Here is an 18,774-nt window from a genome sequence, read left to right as displayed (position 1 = left end):
CACTTAAAATCATGTTATAATGCCAAAGTCTTTTTGTGTTGTCATCGCTTGCCATGTCCAATCTGCTGTCTGAATCCTTAGTTTTACCGCCTGATGGAGCGTGCTTTCATTGTGGCGAGATTTTGCCAAAAGAGCCATTTTATACGGTAATTTTTGATGAAAAAAGACCCATGTGCTGTTTGGGTTGTCAGCTTGCCTCACAAAGTATCGTAGAGATGGGTTTGGAGCAGTATTATCTCGACCGCCGAGAAATTAGCCCAACGGCAAGTCTGCCTAGTGCCATGAATTTTGAGGCGTATAATCATGATGATGTCAAATCCTTATTTGTCTATCAAGAAAATGGGGCTAATACTGCCGAGCTGTCGGTGGCAAATCTGCGGTGTACTGCCTGTACATGGCTCATTGAAAGTAGGCTTAGACAGCTAGATGGTGTGCGTGCCTGTCAGGTAAATCTTACTCAGCAACGCATGCAAGTGAGCTGGGATAATGACTTAACAGACATCGGACGGATATTACAAGCGGTGCATTCGGTGGGGTATGATGCACGTCCTTATCGTCAAGATACGCACGAGGCGATGTTAAAACGCCAAAACAAGCAAATGCTCATCAGGCTGGGCGTGGCTGCGGTGGGTGCGATGCAGGCGATGATGTTTTCAATCGGCATGTACTTTGGCGATTATTCAGGCATGGCAGATGAACATCGACATTTTTTGCGTTTGGTGGCGCTGATTGTTACCATGCCTGTGATTTTTTATTCAGGCTCGCCATTTTTTGCTTCTGCCTACAACGCCCTAAAAGCCCGTCAGGTCAATATGGACGTGCCTGTTAGCATTGCGTTGGCGGTTACTTTTTTGGCAAGCTTGTACGCAACCATGACACAATCTGGTGAGACTTATTTTGACTCTGTGTCAATGTTTGTGTTTTTTTTGTTGGCTGGGCGATACATCGAACAAAATGCCCGCCTAAAAGCTTCCAACATGGCATCGGATTTGGTGGTTATTGAGCCGACATTGGTTCAAAAATTATCAGATGATGGTAAGCTCATCACAAAGTACCATCAAGGAGAGCTTGACAAGGCAAGCATTCACTCATGGTGGCAAACTCATCAGCAGGTAGATACCATCGACAAAACCGCCGATGAGCATAAAGTCCTTGCCCAATCGGTGCAAGTAGGCGATGTGATTTTGGTAGATGCTGGCTCGCAGATTATTTGTGATGGTATTTTGTTGTCAGAAACAGCGACAGTATCGCAGAGTCTTTTGACGGGCGAGAGTGATTTAATCGTCAAAACAATGGGCGATGAAATGGTGGGCGGTAGTCAAAACGACGCCCAGCCCTTTGTCATGCTGGTTACTAAGGAAGTGCAAAACAGCCAAATGGCACTCATTGACCGCTTGATGAATCGTGCCATGAGCGAAAAACCCAAAATCGCCCAAGATGCCGATAAAATGTCTAGGTGGTTTGTGGCACGTGTGCTGGTGTTGTCGGTGCTAGTGTTTGCGGTGTGGTGGTTTATTGATAAAAATCAAGCACTTTGGGCGACCGTGGCGGTGCTGGTGGCAACTTGCCCGTGTGCATTGTCGCTGGCGACCCCCATTGCATTGACGGTGGCAACCAATCGTTTGGCGACTTTTGGATTTTTGGCAACACGAGGGCATACCATTTCGAGTCTATCAGACATCACTCATGCTTGTTTTGATAAGACAGGCACGCTGACGGTGGGTCAAGCCAATCTTTTGGCAACCGTGTGCAAGCAGTCGGATAAACACGATGAAATGATGGCATTAAAATACGCTGCTGCGTTGGAAATTGGCTCAAAACACCCTGTGGCAAAAGCACTACTTAGTGCCACACACGGACTGCATTTACCTGTGGTTCAAAACAGTACGCACCATACCGCAGGCGGTGTAGAGGGGCAGATAGAGGGTGGACTGTATCGGATTGGACATGAGCGGTTTGTGCTAGATGGGGCGGAGGGGTTGCCAGAGGAATTTGTGGAGGATTTGGCGTATTACCGAGCAAATATGTCTGTGCTTTTGTCGGTGCATGTCGATGACAGATGGCAGGTGTTGGCACGGTTTTATTTTAATGATACCATTCGTAGCGACGCACGCATACTCATCGATGAGCTAAAACAAAAAAACATCACGCCCATCATGCTTACAGGCGACCCCAATCCCAATTCCCTAGACATCGCACGCACCTTAGGTATTGAGCAGGCGAGTTTTGGGCTTAGTCCTGAGGGAAAGGTTGCTCATATTAAGGCACTTCAAGAAAATGGACATCAAGTGCTGATGGTGGGCGATGGCATTAATGACGCTCCTGTATTGGCGGCAGCAAACGTCTCGGTGGCGATGGCAGGGGCGACAGACTTGGCACAAGTGTCTGCCGATGGTGTACTACTTGGCGGTAAGCTGACAGCCATCATGCGTGCTGTATCCATCTCAACCAAGACCCAACGCATCATCAGGCAGAATCTACGGTGGGCGGTAACTTATAACTCGCTAATACTCATTCCTGCGGCACTAGGCTATGTACCGCCTTGGCTGGCGGCTATTGGTATGTCGCTATCGAGTCTCTTTGTGGTGCTAAATGCCACGAGAATTCGCTTGGAGGATTAGAGGCAGTTGGGGGGCTTGGGTAATCCCGCTAGGCGATTGACATGACGTGCTACCAGCCCAGTATTAAATAAGGCTTGGAGTTTGGCGTTATCAATGTCATCATCAGGTAGAGTTTGTTTTAGATGTTTGATGAGCGGTCGTGTGCTGGGGCTGTGATGATATTTTTCAAAAAAATCCCGCACCTGCCCCAAAATGCGATAATGCACTTCGGTTAGTTCAACTTGCAAAGTATCAGCAAGTTTTTGGGCGATGGCTGGCGTCCAAACCTGATGGTCGATGAGATGTCCATCGTCATCTAAGGATAAATCGGCTAAATGAGAATTTGACATAAATTTAGTATTGTGTTGTAAACTTTTGGGGTGTTTTAATGATAAAAAGCATGCTCAAAAACCAAAATCATCAAAAAGACAGCACGCTGTCAAATTGGCTTGGGTCGTCTTGGGGGGCTACCTCGATGTGGTCTATAATGTCTAAGGGTAGATGATTGATGCCATCAAAACCATGCCATGCTTTTGGTATGTCGTATAAATCCAGCGACTGTATCATGCCATAAAGTCGGCTTTTGGGGTCTTGTAATACTACATCGCTACGACCACCCAAAAACAGCTGTACCTGATGGTCAAAACTTGCCATCGTAAATGCAAGAGCGATTGCTTCATAGGCGATAAGCTCGCTGTCGGTGTGGATATTGATTAAAATATTCATAAATTTGTGTCCAGAGGCTAAAACTGGATTAAGGTTGTGTCGTCTGTTATCTGTAAAAGTAGTTCAGATAGCCCCACTAAATAAAATGGCGTGAGCAGATTTTCGCTGGTTAGCCCATGTCTTTTGGCGTTTTCCTCATCGCTGATACCACGAGCTAGGGCGGTGCTGACGCATACGGGTAGTTTTAGGTTGTATTGCCTCGCCAAATCACACCACGCATGGGGAATGCTGGGAACATCAGCGGTCTGCCAAATGAGACGGTTTGCCGTATAAGCTCCATCGCCATAAAAAAACACCAAAACAGGTACATTTTTTTCAAGCAACTCTTTGGCGGTATCAAGGGCTTTTTTGCCCTGATGGGAGTGAGGCGAGCTGGTAATTAATAATAACGTCTGTGCCATAGATGATAAATTTTCTTATTTTTATTGATTTTATATTATAGCTTAATTTTAAAAATTTGGTGTAAAATATTTGGGGTGTATGCCACAAATTTGCGACACATCAACTTTAACATTTTGCCAAACTTATAGGGTATGATTATGTTTACTCCCAGTGCAGGTGAGCTGGACATGCTTGGTCTTGCCAGCCCCTTTGCCAGTGCCATTTATCACAAAAAAACAGCCCAAGCAAATGACTTTTTGACAAGATTTTCGTTTGATTATCCGCTTAATCACACCTGTTTTGATGAGTTGATTTGTGAATTTGTGATGAAATTTGCAGGGCTTGATGTGCCTGATAGACAGACGCTCATCGAGCAGGCGGACGAGCCATCGGTCATGCAGGGCTTGCGAGAGCTTCGTGCCATGCTCATGCTAAAATGGATTTGGCAAGATGCTTTGGGGCTTATCGAGCTTGAACAGCTGACTGCTGAACTGTCGGATTTTGCTGACGCTTGTGTGTGCTTTGCCAAGGATTATGTTTGGTATAAGCTGACTTTAAGATACGGTGTGCCAATGACCCAAAGCTGTGATGGACAAAAATCATCAAAAGCAGGCAAGAACCAGCCATCGCCTGATGAATTTGCCATCATTGCCATGGGTAAGCTTGGAGCAAGAGAGCTTAATTTATCAAGCGATATTGATTTGATTTTTGTGCATGTGGGAACGGGCGATACAGATGTTAGTCAAATTGGCAAAAAAATCATTGAAAATCAAAAGTTTATGACAAATTTAGGTCGTGGCATTATCCGACTGCTTGACGATAAGACACAGCATGGTTTTGTGTTTCGTGTGGACATGAGACTTCGTCCTTGGGGGGACGGCTCGCCCTTAGTGATGAGCTTGCCTGCCCTACAAAAATACTTTGGTCAGCATGGGCGGACTTGGGAGCGGTTTGCGTGGCTAAAAGCAAGAGTGATTAATGGTGTAAGTCGACCTTTTTTGGATAATCTGTCGGTGGCGATTTCTAATTTTGTGTATCGCTACTATATTGATTATACGGCGTTTTCTGCTTTGCGTGAAATTAAAACAATGATTGTCGGACAGCAGGAACAAAGGCAAGATGTGGATAATGTGAAGCTGGGCGTGGGCGGTATTCGTGATATTGAGTTTATCGCACAGGCGTTCTCGCTCATCTATGGCGGACATCATGTGGTGCTTGGCGAAAAATCGGCATGTCTTGATGTGCTGGCGGTGCTTGGCAAGTTGGATTATCTTGATGAGAATGAGACGAAAAATTTAACGCAAGCGTATCGTTTTTTAAGGCGATTAGAACACGCCATTCAGGCACGACATGATGAACAAACCCAAAGGCTACCAATGGGGGAGGAGCTGTCGGCGGTGGCTTGCGTCATGGGGTTTGAGGGAGTTGAGGCATTTAGAAGTCAGCTTAATCATCATCGTCAAAACGTTCTAATCCCCTTTAATCGCATGGTAACAGACCGCCAAAGCCCCAAACAGCCCATCACCTCCCAATCGACACTAGATGGCGAGCTTCAAGGACTGCTAGATGAGGCAAGTTTGACAGCACTTCGGGAGTTTTGGCAATCAAAAATGGTACTGTCATTAGAAAGTGAAGCCAAATCCCGCCTAGAAAGAGCCTACCCCATTTTATTGCACGCACTGTATCATCATGCCAAAAATGAGGGGGTTTCTCGTGCCAATGTCGCAGTGCCACGACTAATTAATTTACTAGAAGCCATCTGTCGTCGTTCTATTTATCTTGTGATGATTGCCGAAAACCCAGATGCCACCATGAAGCTAATCCCGATGTTGTCGGCAAGTTCTTGGATTGCTCGTGAGTTGGCACTACACCCCATGCTACTGGATAATTTCTTACAGCAACGTTATTTGCATTTGCCTGACAAAGAGGAGCTGACAGACATTTTGCGTCAGCAACTACTTCGGGTGCTACCCTTTGATGATGAGCATTATTTGACGGTAATTCGTGCCTTTAAAAAATCACAAGTTTTGGCGGTGGCAACAGCTGATGTGTTGGGGCTTCGTCATATCATGAAGGTATCAGACAGCTTGACTTTTATTGCAGAGGTGGTGCTACAATCAGCCTTGCACCGAGCCTATGAGGAACTGACAGCCAAACATGGCTATCCACTGCGAGGCGATAGCACGCAAACCAATGAAGAGCAGTGTGGGTTTGCCATTATCGGTTATGGTAAGCTGGGTGGTTTGGAGATGTCTTATGCTTCGGATTTGGACGTGGTGTTTTTGCATGACATTGACGAAAAAGCACAGACAGTAGGTGGCGATGTCAAGCCCATCAGCGGTATGAAATTTGCCTCACGTCTTGTCCAAAAGGTCATCGCCTATCTGACAACACAAACCAGAGATGGCAGGGCTTATGAGCTTGATATGAGACTTCGACCTTCGGGCAATGCAGGCGTGATGGTGGTGTCGGTTAATGCCTTTAAACTGTATCAGCACGAAAAAGCGTGGGCGTGGGAACATCAAGCACTGGTGAGAGCCAGAGGCGTAGCAGGCGATAAGGCGGTGCTAGGTGCGTTTGATGAAGTGCGACATCAGGTGCTAACCACAAGGCGAGACACTCAGCAGGTGCGACAAGATGTGCTGTCCATGCGTCAAAAAATGAAAGAGCACTTAGGCTCAAAAGATACGGATAATAAACATGGTCTAACCTCTCGTCCATTTCATATCAAGCAGGACTTTGGGGGACTCATTGATATTGAGTTTTTGGCACAATTTATGGTGCTAAGTCATTCTCACGAACATAAAAATTTGGCGATTTGGTCGGATAATGTGCGAATTTTTGAGCAAGTGGCAATCAGCGGACTGTGGTCAGCAAGTTGGTGTGATAGACTGACGCAGGCTTATTTGGATTTACGAAAAGCTACGCATGAGTTGGCGTTATCCGAAAAACAAGTGGTGGTTGATGACGAAAACTGGCAAGCCATCAGGGCATTTGTGTGTGGTGTATGGAGTGAGGTCGTAGGCGAATAACGAAACGATACCAAGTCTTGTTTTGACGAGCACAGGAAAACAACCCATCAATGAGTTAAGATGGGTTGATGGTTGGGGTTTGATGAGTGGCTTACATGGTGTAAGTAGGCTTGACAGATTCTACTTCCCCAGCAAGCAGTCTTTCAATCTCATTTTTTAGTTTTAGGCTGTTGGGGTTAGTACCAAACTGCATGCCAAAACCAGCTGGCTTTTGGGGTGTGCCTTTTTCGTTAATCCAAACGATTTTGCCGTTAACAGGATAACGTTCGGTAGAGCCAGGCAAGGTAAACGCCACGAACACATCTTCGCCCAAATTATGCTTTCTGGCACTTGGCACAAAAATACCGCTGTTGGTTACAAAGGAAATATAGCTACTGTATAGAGTGGGAATGTCAGTGATATTGCAAGTGAGAATACCACCACGAACGGGCATTGCCATAAATAATCCTAAAATTTTATAAATCTGATGGGGATTTTATCATGAATGTCAGCGTTTGGCAAAATCCGCCGTCAAAAGGTAGATTTTGCCAAATGATTAGCGTGTTTCGTTGGTGTGTCCTGCCTCCACATCGCTGGCGGGTAGCCCCAAACCGATACTGCGACGATTGTGTGTGTCGGTAGATTTGGGTGCTTCTGGCAGGTCGGTTTTTGGGAGGGTAAGTGCTTGGGCGGAGGTAATCACTTGCGTGCGTGTCGCCCCAGTATAAGTACCAACACTACCTTGACTGTCATTATCGCTGACCTTGCCAAATTTACCAAAACTTACAGAGTGCAAGGCTCGCTTGGCAAAGGACTTATGTCCGCCAATTTTAACTTGTCCGTTAGCATCAAGATATTCTGGGTGGTTGATTTGTAGTAGGGTTTTGTATTGGTTGGCGGTATCGGTAAGTCCCAATTTTTCATTGCTGTATGCCAAAATTGCAATGGACTCTGCCACACCCTCAGATTGGGGAAAGTATTGAAATACCCATTTGGCACGGTTTGCAGCTGCAAGATAGGCTTCACGCTTGACATACCAACGAGCGGCAACCAGTTGATGTTCGGCAAAGTCGTTGTAGATGGCTATCATGCGTTGGGCGGCATCTGGGGCGTACTGGCTGTTTGGGTAGAAATTAATCAGTTTTTGAAAATCATTAAACGCCAATCTAAGATAAGTGATGTCCCTTTGTGATTGGTCTAGCGTAAATAGTCTGGACGCTTTGGGAGCACCGCCCATGTTGGTAACGCCTTGTACATATAAGGCATAATCTGCGTGGCGACTGGTAGGATACAGACGAAGAAATTCTTCTGTACTTTTGACGACCGTCTCAAAGTCTTTGGCACGATACTGAGCATACATAAGGTCAAGCAGTGCTTGCTCTGCATATCTGCCTGTGGGATAAAAGGTGCGAAGCGAGCTAAGTGCTTTGATGGCTTCGTTGTTGTGGTTTTTATTAAGAGAGTCTTGGGCGGACTGGTAATAATCCAGCTCGGTTTTTTCGGCACTTTGGACGACTTTTTCGTCTTTTTTTACCATACCTTTGACGGTAGAACAGCCAGAGAGTGTTAAGATGCCAGCAGTGATGGCAGTTAGGGCGAATTTGGAGAGGTTGGTGGTATTGTTCATATTTTGTCCAAAATCATAAATGATACTTAAATTCCCCTTAGTTTATCATAAATTTTTAAGATTTAACATTATCAAAATAAAATCCGATAAATTTCTTAAAAAATGCTAAAATAACCAAATTTGACACGAAGTTTTAATTTATGATGGACAATCAACTTGATGGCGACAGACTTATGCTCGATGACTGCGATGATGGCTTGGTGGACATGCCAGATAAGACCCAAAGCCAGCGACACATCATCAGCGATGGGCAGGTGGGTGTGCGTTTGGATAAAATTGCTAGCCAAGTATTTCTTGGCTTTTCACGAGTGCAGATACAGGGCTTTATTGATGAGGGGTGTCTACTGGTCAATGGTAATTCCCAAAAAAATAAATACGCCGTCAAAGTAGGCGATGAGCTGACTTTAGTGGCAACCCTAACCAATCATGGTGAGGATTTGCCTGAAAATATTCCGCTTGATGTCATCTATGAGGACGAGGCGGTTATTGTGATTAACAAACCTGTGGGGCTCGTGGTTCATGCGGGGGCGGGCAATCCGACGGGTACGCTCGTCAATGCCTTGCTTTATCACTATCCTGATAACGCCCACCTGCCACGAGCGGGGCTAGTACATCGCATTGACAAAGATACCTCAGGGCTACTGGTGGTTGCTCGCACCAAAACCGCCCAGCTAGATTTGACCGAACAGCTCAAAGACAAATCAGTCTATCGTGAATATGTGGCGATTGCCACAGGCGTACCGAGTGATGTTTTGCGTCATACCACCATTGATGCTCCCATTGGCCGTCATCGCATTCACCGCACCAAAATGACCGTTACGGATGCTGGCAAACCTGCCGTAACCCACATCACGCACGCCCAAGCATTAGGCACGCATTATAGCTTGCTCACGGTACGACTAGAAACAGGACGCACTCACCAAATCCGTGTACATCTGTCCCATGTCGGTCATGCCCTGCTTGGCGACAAAGTCTATGGCACGTTACCCAAAGCAGGACTTGCCCCTGATGTACGTCAGGCGGTGATAGATTTTCCTCGTCAAGCTCTGCATGCTCATAAATTGGGTTTTGTTCACCCTGCCACCAATCAAGCATTGGTATTTGAAGCACCGCTACCATCTGACATGGCGGACATGATTAAACTGTTACAAGGTGAGGGATAAGCCATGTTTGAGGTATTATACCAAGATAATCACACTCTTGTTATCCAAACGCACGCAGGGCAGTTTGATAAATGGGGCGATGATGTGTATGGACAATATAATATGGGCATGCACGTTGGCGATGATGGTAAGAGAGTTTTAATAAATCGTGCCAATTTATTGACCGCCTTAAATAAACTTACCCATCATCGTATTAACCAAATCCATTGGCTAAACCAAATTCACAGCGATGTGGTTATTTGTGCTGATGATAATAAGTTGCAAAATGGCGATGCTTTGATTAGTGATAAAAAAGACGTGGCATTATCCATCATGACAGCGGATTGTGTGCCAATTGCGTTATTTAATGATGATGGCGAAAAAAGCCAGATTGCTTGCATTCATGCAGGCTGGCAAGGTTTGGTAAAAGGCATTATCAAAAATACCACCAATCAATTTGATAATAAAAACATCAAAGCCATTATTGGGGCGTGCATTAGCCAAGCCAATTATGAAATTGATAAAGCATTGGCAAATGATATTATAAATGGTGTGATTGATAAAAATCTTGTTGATTTGACGTTTGATGAATTATATCAAGCCATTATTGTTGACAAAGAAAATGACAAATGCCTGATTGATATTGTCAAACTCACTCGGCTACAATTAGCTCATTTAAACATCACCGTGATGAATGATGATGTGCCATGCAGTTATGACACGCCCAACTTATACTCTTATCGCCAACAAACCCACGCCAAAAAAAGAGCCACAGGACGTATGGCGATGGTGATTGTTAAGTTGTAATTTACTTCATTTAAAAAAGCCAGTATAATCGCAGTCATTGAAGTTATTAAAAGGTAATTTATGAGCGTATTTCCCATTGCGCGCAGTATCGACACTGACAGCGAGCTAAATTTATTGGGCAACATGGCAAATCGTCATGGACTAATTGCAGGTGCGACAGGTACCGGCAAAACAGTAACACTGCGTCAGATGGCGGAGCAGTTTAGTCGTGCTGGCGTGCCTGTGTTTTTGGTGGATGTCAAGGGGGATTTATCGGGGATTTGTCGTGCGGGTTCATCTGGTGGTAAGATTGGCGAGAGAATGGCACAGTTTGGGCTTGATGAGGGTTATTTGTCGGGGTTTCCTGTGCGTTTTTGGGACGTGTACGGCGAAAACGGCATTCCTGTGCGAGTTACGGTCAGCGACATGGGTTCGATGTTGCTTGCTAGACTTATGAACCTTAACGACACCCAAGAGGGACTGCTTAATCTGGTCTTTAAGGTGGCAGATGACAATGGCTGGCTACTTATCGACCTAAAAGACCTAAAAGCCATGCTCACGCACGTGGCAGATAATGCCAAAACCTACCGCACCGAATATGGCAACGTCTCATCTGCCAGCATTGGAGCGATACAACGTCAGTTGTTACAGCTTGAAAGTGAGGGGGGTGATACCTTTTTTGGCGAGCCTGAACTCAATTTAGAGGACTGGGTACAAACTGAGGGCGATAAAGGCGTGATTAATATCCTAAACGCCCAAAAACTCATGCTTTCGCCACGCATGTATAGTGCGTTTTTATTGTGGTTTTTGGCACGGATTTTTGAAAAATTCCCAGAGGTGGGCGACCTTGAAAAGCCAAAATTTGTACTGTTTTTTGATGAAGCACATTTGTTATTTGATAAGGCCTCTGGCACTTTGACCGAGCAGGTGGAGCAGGTGGTTAGGCTGATTCGCTCCAAGGGAGTGGGGGTGTATTTTGTGACCCAAAACCCATTGGATTTACCAGATGCCATCTTAGGACAGCTTGGCAATCGTGTTCAGCATGCCCTGCGTGCATTTACGCCACGCGACCAAAAGGCGGTCAAGGCAGCGGCAGAGACATTTCGTACCAACCCCAATCTTGATGTTGCTAAGGTCATCAGTGAGCTTGGGGTGGGCGAGGCGTTGGTGTCATTTTTGGATGATAAGGGTATGCCCAGCGTGGTAGAGCGTGCGTACATTTTGCCACCTGCCTCCATGCTAACTCCGCTGACTGTTGAGGAATGTCAAGCAAAATACCAAAGCGATGTTTTGTATCGGTATTATAAAGACAGCGTGGATAATTATTCGGCGTTTGAGGCGTTAAACGAGTTGCAAAACGCCACGCCAGAGCAAGATTTATCCTCCCAAGCCCCCACAAAACCCCAAAATAACCCCCAAGCCAAAAAGGAGCTGGGAGCGTTAGATGGTTTCATTAGTGGGCTCTCTGGTGCTAGAAAAAGCAGCAATCAAGGTGTGGCGTATAATGTGGCGGACGCTTTGGGTAATCAGCTCAACAAACAAGCCACCAGAGCCATCAGTCGTGGATTGATGGGTGTGATTAAGAATTTATTAAAATAAAGGGGTGTTATATGAATAAGCAAGATATTTTAGATAGTTTAACTCCCGAGATTGTTGCTAAGTTTCGCACCGCCATTGAGATTGGCAAATGGGAAAATGGCGTGCGTCTAACGGACGAGCAACGCCAAACTTGCATGCAAGCGGTCATGGTGTGGGAGTATGAGTATTTGCCTATTCATGAACGCACAGGCTATATCGAAAAGCCCAAAGACAATAAAGGTAACACGGTGGGCGAGGCGTGCGATGTTGAGCATGAACATCATTATCCTAATATCGAACAGCCTGTGAAGTTTAAGTGATTGATAGGGGTGCATACCCCTATTTTTATGTGTGCTGGTATTTTGGTTTATGATGAACATGCAAGATGATGGCACATATCCAATAAACGATTGGCATAGCCCACTTCATTATCATACCAAGCTAGGATTTTAAACTGCTCGCCTGCCTGCATGAGCTGACCGCCGTCAATGATGAGCGAATGCGTATCACCGATAAAATCAGACGACACCAACGGCTCATCGGTATAGTCCATGACGCCACGCAAGCTGGTTTGGCTTGTGTATTGGAGTAGGTGTTTTACTTCATCAAGGGTGGGCGTGTGCGTAAAAACCACATTGACATCGATGCAGGCGACATTGATGGTCGGTACTCGGATGGAATGCCCGCTTAACTTACCTTGTAAAAATGGCAACACTCGCACGCTGGCATTGATACTGCTTGACGTGGTGGGAATGATATTTTGTCCTGAGGCACGGGCTCGCCTTAGGTCTCGATGGGCTTGGTCAAGCACTGTCTGGTCGGCGGTAACGGCATGGACTTCGGTCATCATCACGCTATCTAGCCCAAATGCTTGATGTAAAGTGTGTAGTAATGGCACGAGTGCTTGGGTGGTGCAGGACACGCCTGAGATGATGGGGAGCTGTCTGTGTAGGCTTTGTTCATTGACACCCACCACCACGCTGGCATCTACCGTATCAAAGGGAGCAGAGCCGATGATGACTTGCCTTGCCCCTGCTGTGCGGTGTAAGTTGGCATCATCATAAGAGCGAAAATGCCCCGTGCATTCAAGCACCACATCCACACCAAGCTCGCCCCACGCCAACGCTTGGGGATTTTTTTGGTTGAGAAGTAGGATTTGGCATAGTGTTTTACCCTGTTTTTGGATAATGAGTGTGTCATCTTGGATAAAGGCATCTGCGTTTAGCCGTCCATGCGTGCTGTCAAATTTGAGCAAATGTAGGAGAGTGGATGCGTCTGCGATGTCGTTGATGGCGATGATGTCAAGGCGGTCAAATTTATCCAAATTTGCCACATATGCCCGCACCAGCATACGCCCAATGCGTCCAAAGCCGTTGATGGCAAGGCGAAGTTTCATGTGTTATCCTTTTTGGTGCTGATACCCAAAAATGCCAAAGCCAGCCGTACGGTGTTGTAGTAACCGTTGCCTTTTTTGCTCATCTCTACGATGGGGCGAAGTTTGACCCCGTCTGTAAATTCGCCTTGTGCATCGAGCTTATCATAAATATGCTTGATGTCATTTAATTCATCTTCGCTAGGAGAGAACCTCATAAAATCCTCTTTGCCATGACAGGCGATGAGTTCGCTGATGTGATTGATGATGGTGGATTTGGCAAGATTGCGTTTGGTGGCAATCTCATCAATGGATAGATTTTCTTGGATTAGGGCATAGGTCTCATCAAGGGTTTTGGGGCTGGCAGTTTGTGTTTGATTGGCGAGAATGTGTTGTTTTTGGGCGTGTTCGTCTTTGATTTTTTGGTGTAGTTTTTCTTGACGCTTAATTTTGGCTTCATCACTAATGCCATCACAGGCAATGATAAATTGTTTGTGGATATTAGCCAGCGTGTCTGCATCGATTTGATGAAATTTTTCGGTCTGTTCATCAGCAATTTCAAGCAGACGACGATTGATGTGAAATACCCAATCATCAAGCAGTAGGCTGTTTTTGTTCATGCCTAAAAGACGCAGTCCGCCCAGTGAGCGTAGGCGTGATAGAGCAACGTAGCCTTGACCCATCTCAAAAGTGCGAGATAAGTCAATCTCGGCAGAATCAAGCGTCATGCCTTGCGATTTGTGAACGGTAATCGCCCAAGCCAGTGTCAGGGGGATTTGACTAAAACTTGCCAAAATCTCGCCTTGATTATCCTCTATCGTCCATTCATCAGGCTCAGCAAGCACCGTGCGACCGCTATTTAGGCGAACAAGGGGGTATTTGATGGAGCTAAACTGTTTGCCAGTTTCGATGTCTGCTTGTGGTAGTGCCGTAAAATCCACCACCTCGCCCATCGTGCCATTAAAGACATTTAAGGTGGTATTGTTTTTTACGAACATGACTTTTGCCCCTACTTTTAAGGTTAGGCTTTGGGGGGTTTTGACGTTTTTGATGAGCATTTCAAGCAGAGTTTTATCGCCATACGTGGTGCATTCAAAGGTGTGTGGGTCGCTATCTAGCTTGGCAAGCTGTTCTTGGTTGATATTATCCACGTTGGCATTATGGGTATAAAGACGTGTGTAATGCGTGCCGATGTCGTGATGGCGAGTACTTAGCAAAATATCCTGTGCTTGCGTGTCTACGTCTTGGGCTCGGATTTGGTTTAAGATGTCATTTAGGCTCATGCCAAATTGTTCACGCTCGTCATGCCCTGCTTGGCGGTGCTGTTCGGATAGATAGCAGATTTGGAAATTGGCACTTTTCCATGCCTTTGCCATGAATGCAAATTTTTCTTTGTTGTTTTCGTCTTTTTTGCCGATGGGCGGTAGCTGAAAAAAATCCCCTGAAAAAATAACTTGTAGTCCGCCAAAGGGCATATCATTTTCTCGCACCACCCGCAAAATCTCATCTAGTAAATCCACCTGCCGAGCATGAAGCATAGAAATCTCGTCCACGATGAGTGCGTGTGTGTCTTTTAGGCGGTCAATGACCACCTGCCGAGATTTTAGGCGTTTAAAATCCTCATCGGTAAAGCTGTCCTTGATGCCCATGCCAGACCATGCGTGGACGGTCATGCCGTTCATGTGGGTGGAGGCTATGCCTGTGCTGGCAGTGGTCGCAACGGATACACCACGCACTCGCAAATAGTGAATGTATTGGTTTAGGACGTAGGTTTTGCCTGCCCCTGCCTGCCCTGTCAAAAAGACGTTTTGTCCTGTTTTTAAGATGTCGAGTGCGGTTGTCTGTCTCATGGCGGATTGGTTTGCTAAAAGGTGTAGCATAGCATTTTTACCCAAAGAAAAAAAGTATAAATTTTTTGGGTGGGGGATTTGTGCTACAATGGGGTACGCTGATGGAACAACAAAGAGACAAGAATAAACATTAAAAATGTGTGTTACAATAGGATAGATGATTTTATCCCTACTTACCACCCATGTCCTACTACTCCGACCCTATCCAAGATTGGATTGTCTCCAATCGTTTATATGAAGTGCATATTTTTTACCATACCTTGATTATTGCTTTTTGGGTGATAGTGGGTCTTATTGGTCTAGGTTTTGAGATAGATGGTTTTAGCTCTGCTCAAAATCTATTGGTTAATTTTATTTGGTATTTGGTGGTATGTGCATTGATGATAAGTAGTCTCATCATATTTTGCCATACTTATGAAGCCAATAAATATAAAAAATACCTACAAACACTAGAAAAAGAAATAGAAGAAAATTTAACCGATGATGAAAAAGAGATTGTTTGGGATTTGATAGAAGAGCAAGGTTATGTCATACCCACCAACAAACAACGCTATGCACTGTTATTTGTAGGCTGTTATGCCTTGTTTGAGCTGTTTGTTGTGTCGGCTTGGATAAAGGACATGACACTTGTTTGGCAACCTGATTGGGTGCTTGGGATTATAGAGTGGGTGAAGTCTAATGCAAGATTGGCATCTGTATCAGAAAATGGTGGCGGACTTTTTTGCTTTAATGCGTATATTACAGAAAGTACATTTTTGTACAGCTATTATCAAGATAGTGGATTGTTTTTAAACTCCGAGCTTGGCAAGTCAGCAATGTTTATGAGCTTTATCAAGCTGATTTCTTTTGTACCTGTCATATATTCCTTATGTTTGGTATTTTGGAGAATGTTTGGTTGGATTAGTGGCGATCACTTAATGCATCGTGCCAGTTCTGAAATCTGGGGGTTTATTTGGGTTTCTTCATTGGTGTTATTTATGAGTTTTTTGATGTTTGTTGGAATATCTGCGGTTGCAATAGACATAATTGATGATGTGAGAATCTTGCCTATTATGTTGGGAAAACAAGGCTGGCTTGATGTTTTTGGTTGGAATTTTTTATATATTTGTTATGTATTTGGTCTGCATATTTTATGTAGATGGTTGTGTTTAATTTTTTGTCCTTTTATTGATATGTTTAGGAGTTGGGTTCAACCTGACTTAGATACTTAGCGTGTGATTATTTTATAAGTAAATTTTTTGTGTAGAGTGTGGGTTGGGTTGAGATAAGAAAACTAAAAAATCAAGGGTTGTTAAACCCTATTATCTTTTGATAAAAAAGCCAAACATCATGTTTGGCTTTTTTCTTATTTAGGCAATTGTGGCGGTTTGTCGGGTTTGGGTAGGGGGTTTTTGGCGTTGTTTTCATTGTTCATGTCAAGCCCAACTTCGCCCGCTTCAAGTGGCACACCCACAGGGGTAAACTGCTCTTGGCTAAGGTCAGTTTTGGCGGTGGTCTCGGCACTGACTTTGCGTTTACCCAGCCTACGAACCACATAACCTGTTGGCATGGTAGCTTCTTTGACATTGTCATCGTGAATGATTTTACCTTCGTTGTCAATGCGTGCGTATTTCACGGTTTCGCTTCGGGGTATGAAAAAATCTCTTGGGCGAGTGATGAGGTGTTTGAATATGAGTTCGCCCAAATCTTGCCATTGTTTGAAGTTTACTTCTTTGGAGCGTAAGGCAATCATCAAAGATAGTGAGAAGCTTACCATTAAATTTACCATGCCAATGAGTAACACCCCAATAAAAGAATACAGGGCGATTTGCCACGTCAAATCTTGGGGGGCTAAGAAAAATAATCCATGCACCAGATTTGCTGAGGCAAAGGCAATATGGCGAATGTCAAGCGGTAAGCCAAGCATATAGCCGATGGTGGCGGTGCTACCCAAAAAGCAACCAAAGATAAAGTTACCCATAATCGCCCCAAGATTGGCTTCTATGAAGTCGCCCAAACGATTTTGCCATGTGCTAGGCATGAGGTAGGTAAGGAGTTTGTGGTGTTTGATGCGTTCGCCGATTTTATTAAATGTGGCTAGGTTGTCATAATAGCCTGAAATCAGTCCACTCAAAAACAAAAACACCCCTGCAATCCCTGCATGTATCAAGGACAAGGAGCGAAGTGGATCAAGTTCGTGCAATAGCGACCCTGCCTTTTCGGTGCTAATCATGGGTGTGCCATAGTATTGCATCCAGCTAAATGCAATCAACAAAGCAATGGGAATGGCAACTGAGATATTGCCGACAATGGCGATAAACTGCGTTCGCATGATATCCACGACAAGCTCACTAAGTTTGGTGAGTTGTTTGGTTTTCTTGTTGCCTGTTTCAGAGATGGTAGAGGCGATGGCGGCGGCGGTCATGGCAGGTTGTTTGGTGGCGACCGTTCCCCCTGCGATATGAATGCTGACAAACCCAAGCCCATAAATCATGCTGTTGATGAATGCCTTGCCAATGGGGGCAAGAATGAGTGATGAACCCAGTATTTTTAGGGTTGCCATAAAGGCAATGAATAGTCCTCCAAGAGCGGCCTTTTTGTACATTTTTTGGTAGCCAGCACGGTCGGTGCTGATATAATGTTCGCCAACACGCCCTGAATTATCGGTAATTTTGCGAGAGAGCAATTTGGTGTTGTTTTGGATAAGATAACCAAAGCTATAACGAGTTTTGGCGGTGCGGACGATTTCTTGGATAAGACCAATGATGGCTTTATCTCGGTTTTGGTTTTTGTTGCACAAAAGCTCAATCAAAATATGCATGCGATGAATGCTTTGTTCGAGGCGAACGAGCATGTTGGTCATGCGAATGGAAATGCCTGTTTTGTAGATGCGTTTGCGGATATTTGCCACGATTTCGCTACACTGGTCAAGCATGACGATGAGCGGTGCAGGGTCGATGTCCGTCTTTGGCATGGTATCGGTCATGGCATCGAGATGATGGGCTTGGCGATAGTGGTCGGCAAATTGTACCGCTTCTTGGTTTTGGGCGACAAAGGCTGCCGAGCAAGGCAACATTTGTGGGTAAGCGTCCATCATTTCGGGATGTAGACCGATACCGCTGATACGATAGGACAAAATCACAAGGGAGTTTAAAATGCTATTTTTGGCACTAGCGACAAGCTCTAAGTGCTTGTCGTCTGCTTTGATGAGGGCTATCATTTCTTGCCAATTGTCAGGGCTAATCAAAGAGAGCCATTCAAGGTCGTTGTCATCATCAAAAAGATAATTTGCCAACTCTACAACGGAATCTTCTCTGGCAAGTAGTGGCAAAAAACGATGTCCGACAAGCTGTCCAATGCCGTGCAAAAACCCATCATCAGAGACGATGCCTGTGTCAGCATACAGCATGATGCGTTGATAGCTGTCTGTCAATTTAAGTATAAAAGTTGCTAAACTAACGCCGTATTCAGGATTTTCTTGTAAGATGGTAATAAATTCACGAATCTTGGCATTAATCTGTACCTCGTCATGGCTTGGCGTACGCAGTGCATCAACCAAACGCTTCAAAGAGGTGGGTTCTGGCAATTCTTTAAGTAGATGAATGTATTGCAAAACATGACGCAAGTCGGAGCTATGTTCTAGCACAGGCTGTGTCCTTGGTTTATAAAATGGCTTTTCATTGTAGCACACTTTTGATTTTTTGCAAAAACACCCCAAAGCT

The 18,774-nt window shown here is 45.0% G+C and carries 15 protein-coding genes; 7 read left to right on the top strand and 8 right to left on the bottom strand.

Annotated elements, in window-relative coordinates; all coding sequences use genetic code 11:
* The first annotated feature begins 53 nt into the window (after positions 1–53).
* Entirely contained in the window at positions 54–2,621 is a 2,568-nt protein-coding gene (locus Q4B79_RS02970) for a heavy metal translocating P-type ATPase (RefSeq protein ID WP_303084938.1), read from the top strand.
* Here Q4B79_RS02970 and Q4B79_RS02965 read toward each other — a convergent pair.
* From Q4B79_RS02965 to tusD, 3 genes are all read right to left on the bottom strand, one after another.
* Positions 2,618–2,950, bottom strand: a complete 333-nt coding sequence (locus Q4B79_RS02965; RefSeq protein WP_303084937.1) for a TusE/DsrC/DsvC family sulfur relay protein — start codon at positions 2,948–2,950, stop codon at positions 2,618–2,620. The genes Q4B79_RS02970 and Q4B79_RS02965 overlap by 4 nt on opposite strands.
* Positions 2,951–3,020: 70 nt before the next feature.
* Complete coding sequence (locus Q4B79_RS02960) at positions 3,021–3,326, bottom strand: hypothetical protein (RefSeq protein ID WP_303084936.1); 306 nt, start codon at positions 3,324–3,326, stop codon at positions 3,021–3,023.
* A gap of 17 nt (positions 3,327–3,343) precedes the next feature.
* A complete protein-coding gene (tusD, locus tag Q4B79_RS02955; RefSeq protein ID WP_303084935.1) occupies positions 3,344–3,727 on the bottom strand; it encodes a sulfurtransferase complex subunit TusD in 384 nt (127 codons plus the stop codon).
* A 138-nt stretch (positions 3,728–3,865) separates the two neighbouring features.
* On the opposite strand from tusD, the gene glnE reads away from it, so the two are divergent.
* On the top strand, positions 3,866–6,739 hold the full coding sequence (glnE, locus tag Q4B79_RS02950; protein WP_303084934.1) for a bifunctional [glutamate--ammonia ligase]-adenylyl-L-tyrosine phosphorylase/[glutamate--ammonia-ligase] adenylyltransferase: 2,874 nt from the start codon (positions 3,866–3,868) through the stop codon (positions 6,737–6,739).
* A 91-nt stretch (positions 6,740–6,830) separates the two neighbouring features.
* On the opposite strand, the gene Q4B79_RS02945 is transcribed toward glnE, so the two are convergent.
* Both Q4B79_RS02945 and Q4B79_RS02940 read right to left on the bottom strand, forming a co-directional pair.
* On the bottom strand, positions 6,831–7,178 hold the full coding sequence (locus tag Q4B79_RS02945; protein WP_303084933.1) for a PilZ domain-containing protein: 348 nt from the start codon (positions 7,176–7,178) through the stop codon (positions 6,831–6,833).
* A 96-nt stretch (positions 7,179–7,274) separates the two neighbouring features.
* Positions 7,275–8,345: an outer membrane protein assembly factor BamD gene (locus Q4B79_RS02940; protein ID WP_303084932.1), complete on the bottom strand. Its 1,071-nt coding sequence runs from the start codon at positions 8,343–8,345 to the stop codon at positions 7,275–7,277.
* Positions 8,346–8,485: 140 nt separating this feature from the next.
* Here Q4B79_RS02940 and Q4B79_RS02935 point away from each other — a divergent pair, with 140 nt between their 5' ends.
* The 4 genes from Q4B79_RS02935 to Q4B79_RS02920 are packed head-to-tail and all read left to right on the top strand — an operon-like array spanning position 8,486 to position 12,171.
* Positions 8,486–9,508, top strand: coding sequence for an RluA family pseudouridine synthase (locus Q4B79_RS02935; RefSeq protein WP_303084931.1), 1,023 nt, complete (start codon positions 8,486–8,488; stop codon positions 9,506–9,508).
* Positions 9,509–9,511: 3 nt separating this feature from the next.
* Positions 9,512–10,294, top strand: a complete 783-nt coding sequence (locus tag Q4B79_RS02930) for a polyphenol oxidase family protein (RefSeq protein ID WP_303084930.1) — start codon at positions 9,512–9,514, stop codon at positions 10,292–10,294.
* Between the two features lie 60 nt (positions 10,295–10,354).
* The gene (locus tag Q4B79_RS02925) at positions 10,355–11,872 is read left to right on the top strand and encodes a helicase HerA-like domain-containing protein (RefSeq protein ID WP_303084929.1); all 1,518 of its coding nucleotides are present in this window, start codon (positions 10,355–10,357) and stop codon (positions 11,870–11,872) included.
* Positions 11,873–11,883: 11 nt separating this feature from the next.
* Positions 11,884–12,171, top strand: coding sequence for a YeaC family protein (locus tag Q4B79_RS02920; RefSeq protein ID WP_303084928.1), 288 nt, complete (start codon positions 11,884–11,886; stop codon positions 12,169–12,171).
* 47 nt (positions 12,172–12,218) lie between these two features.
* Here the strand turns inward: Q4B79_RS02920 and Q4B79_RS02915 are convergent, their stop codons facing one another.
* Positions 12,219–13,247: a type I glyceraldehyde-3-phosphate dehydrogenase gene (locus Q4B79_RS02915; protein ID WP_303084927.1), complete on the bottom strand. Its 1,029-nt coding sequence runs from the start codon at positions 13,245–13,247 to the stop codon at positions 12,219–12,221.
* Entirely contained in the window at positions 13,244–15,073 is a 1,830-nt protein-coding gene (locus Q4B79_RS02910; protein ID WP_303084964.1) for a helix-turn-helix domain-containing protein, read from the bottom strand. The genes Q4B79_RS02915 and Q4B79_RS02910 overlap by 4 nt, the downstream gene beginning before the upstream one ends.
* 284 nt (positions 15,074–15,357) lie before the next feature.
* Here Q4B79_RS02910 and Q4B79_RS02905 point away from each other — a divergent pair, with 284 nt between their 5' ends.
* Positions 15,358–16,284, top strand: a complete 927-nt coding sequence (locus Q4B79_RS02905) for a super-infection exclusion protein B (RefSeq protein ID WP_303084926.1) — start codon at positions 15,358–15,360, stop codon at positions 16,282–16,284.
* Between the two features lie 134 nt (positions 16,285–16,418).
* Here Q4B79_RS02905 and Q4B79_RS02900 read toward each other — a convergent pair whose 3' ends face one another.
* Positions 16,419–18,698, bottom strand: a complete 2,280-nt coding sequence (locus tag Q4B79_RS02900; RefSeq protein ID WP_303084925.1) for a site-specific recombinase — start codon at positions 18,696–18,698, stop codon at positions 16,419–16,421.
* Between the last annotated feature and the right edge of the window lie 76 nt (positions 18,699–18,774).

This window comes from Moraxella sp. (assembly GCF_030525845.1).
GTDB lineage: Bacteria > Pseudomonadota > Gammaproteobacteria > Pseudomonadales > Moraxellaceae > Moraxella.
Note: the sequence above shows the minus strand (reverse complement) of the source record. Positions and strands in the feature narration are given on the sequence as shown.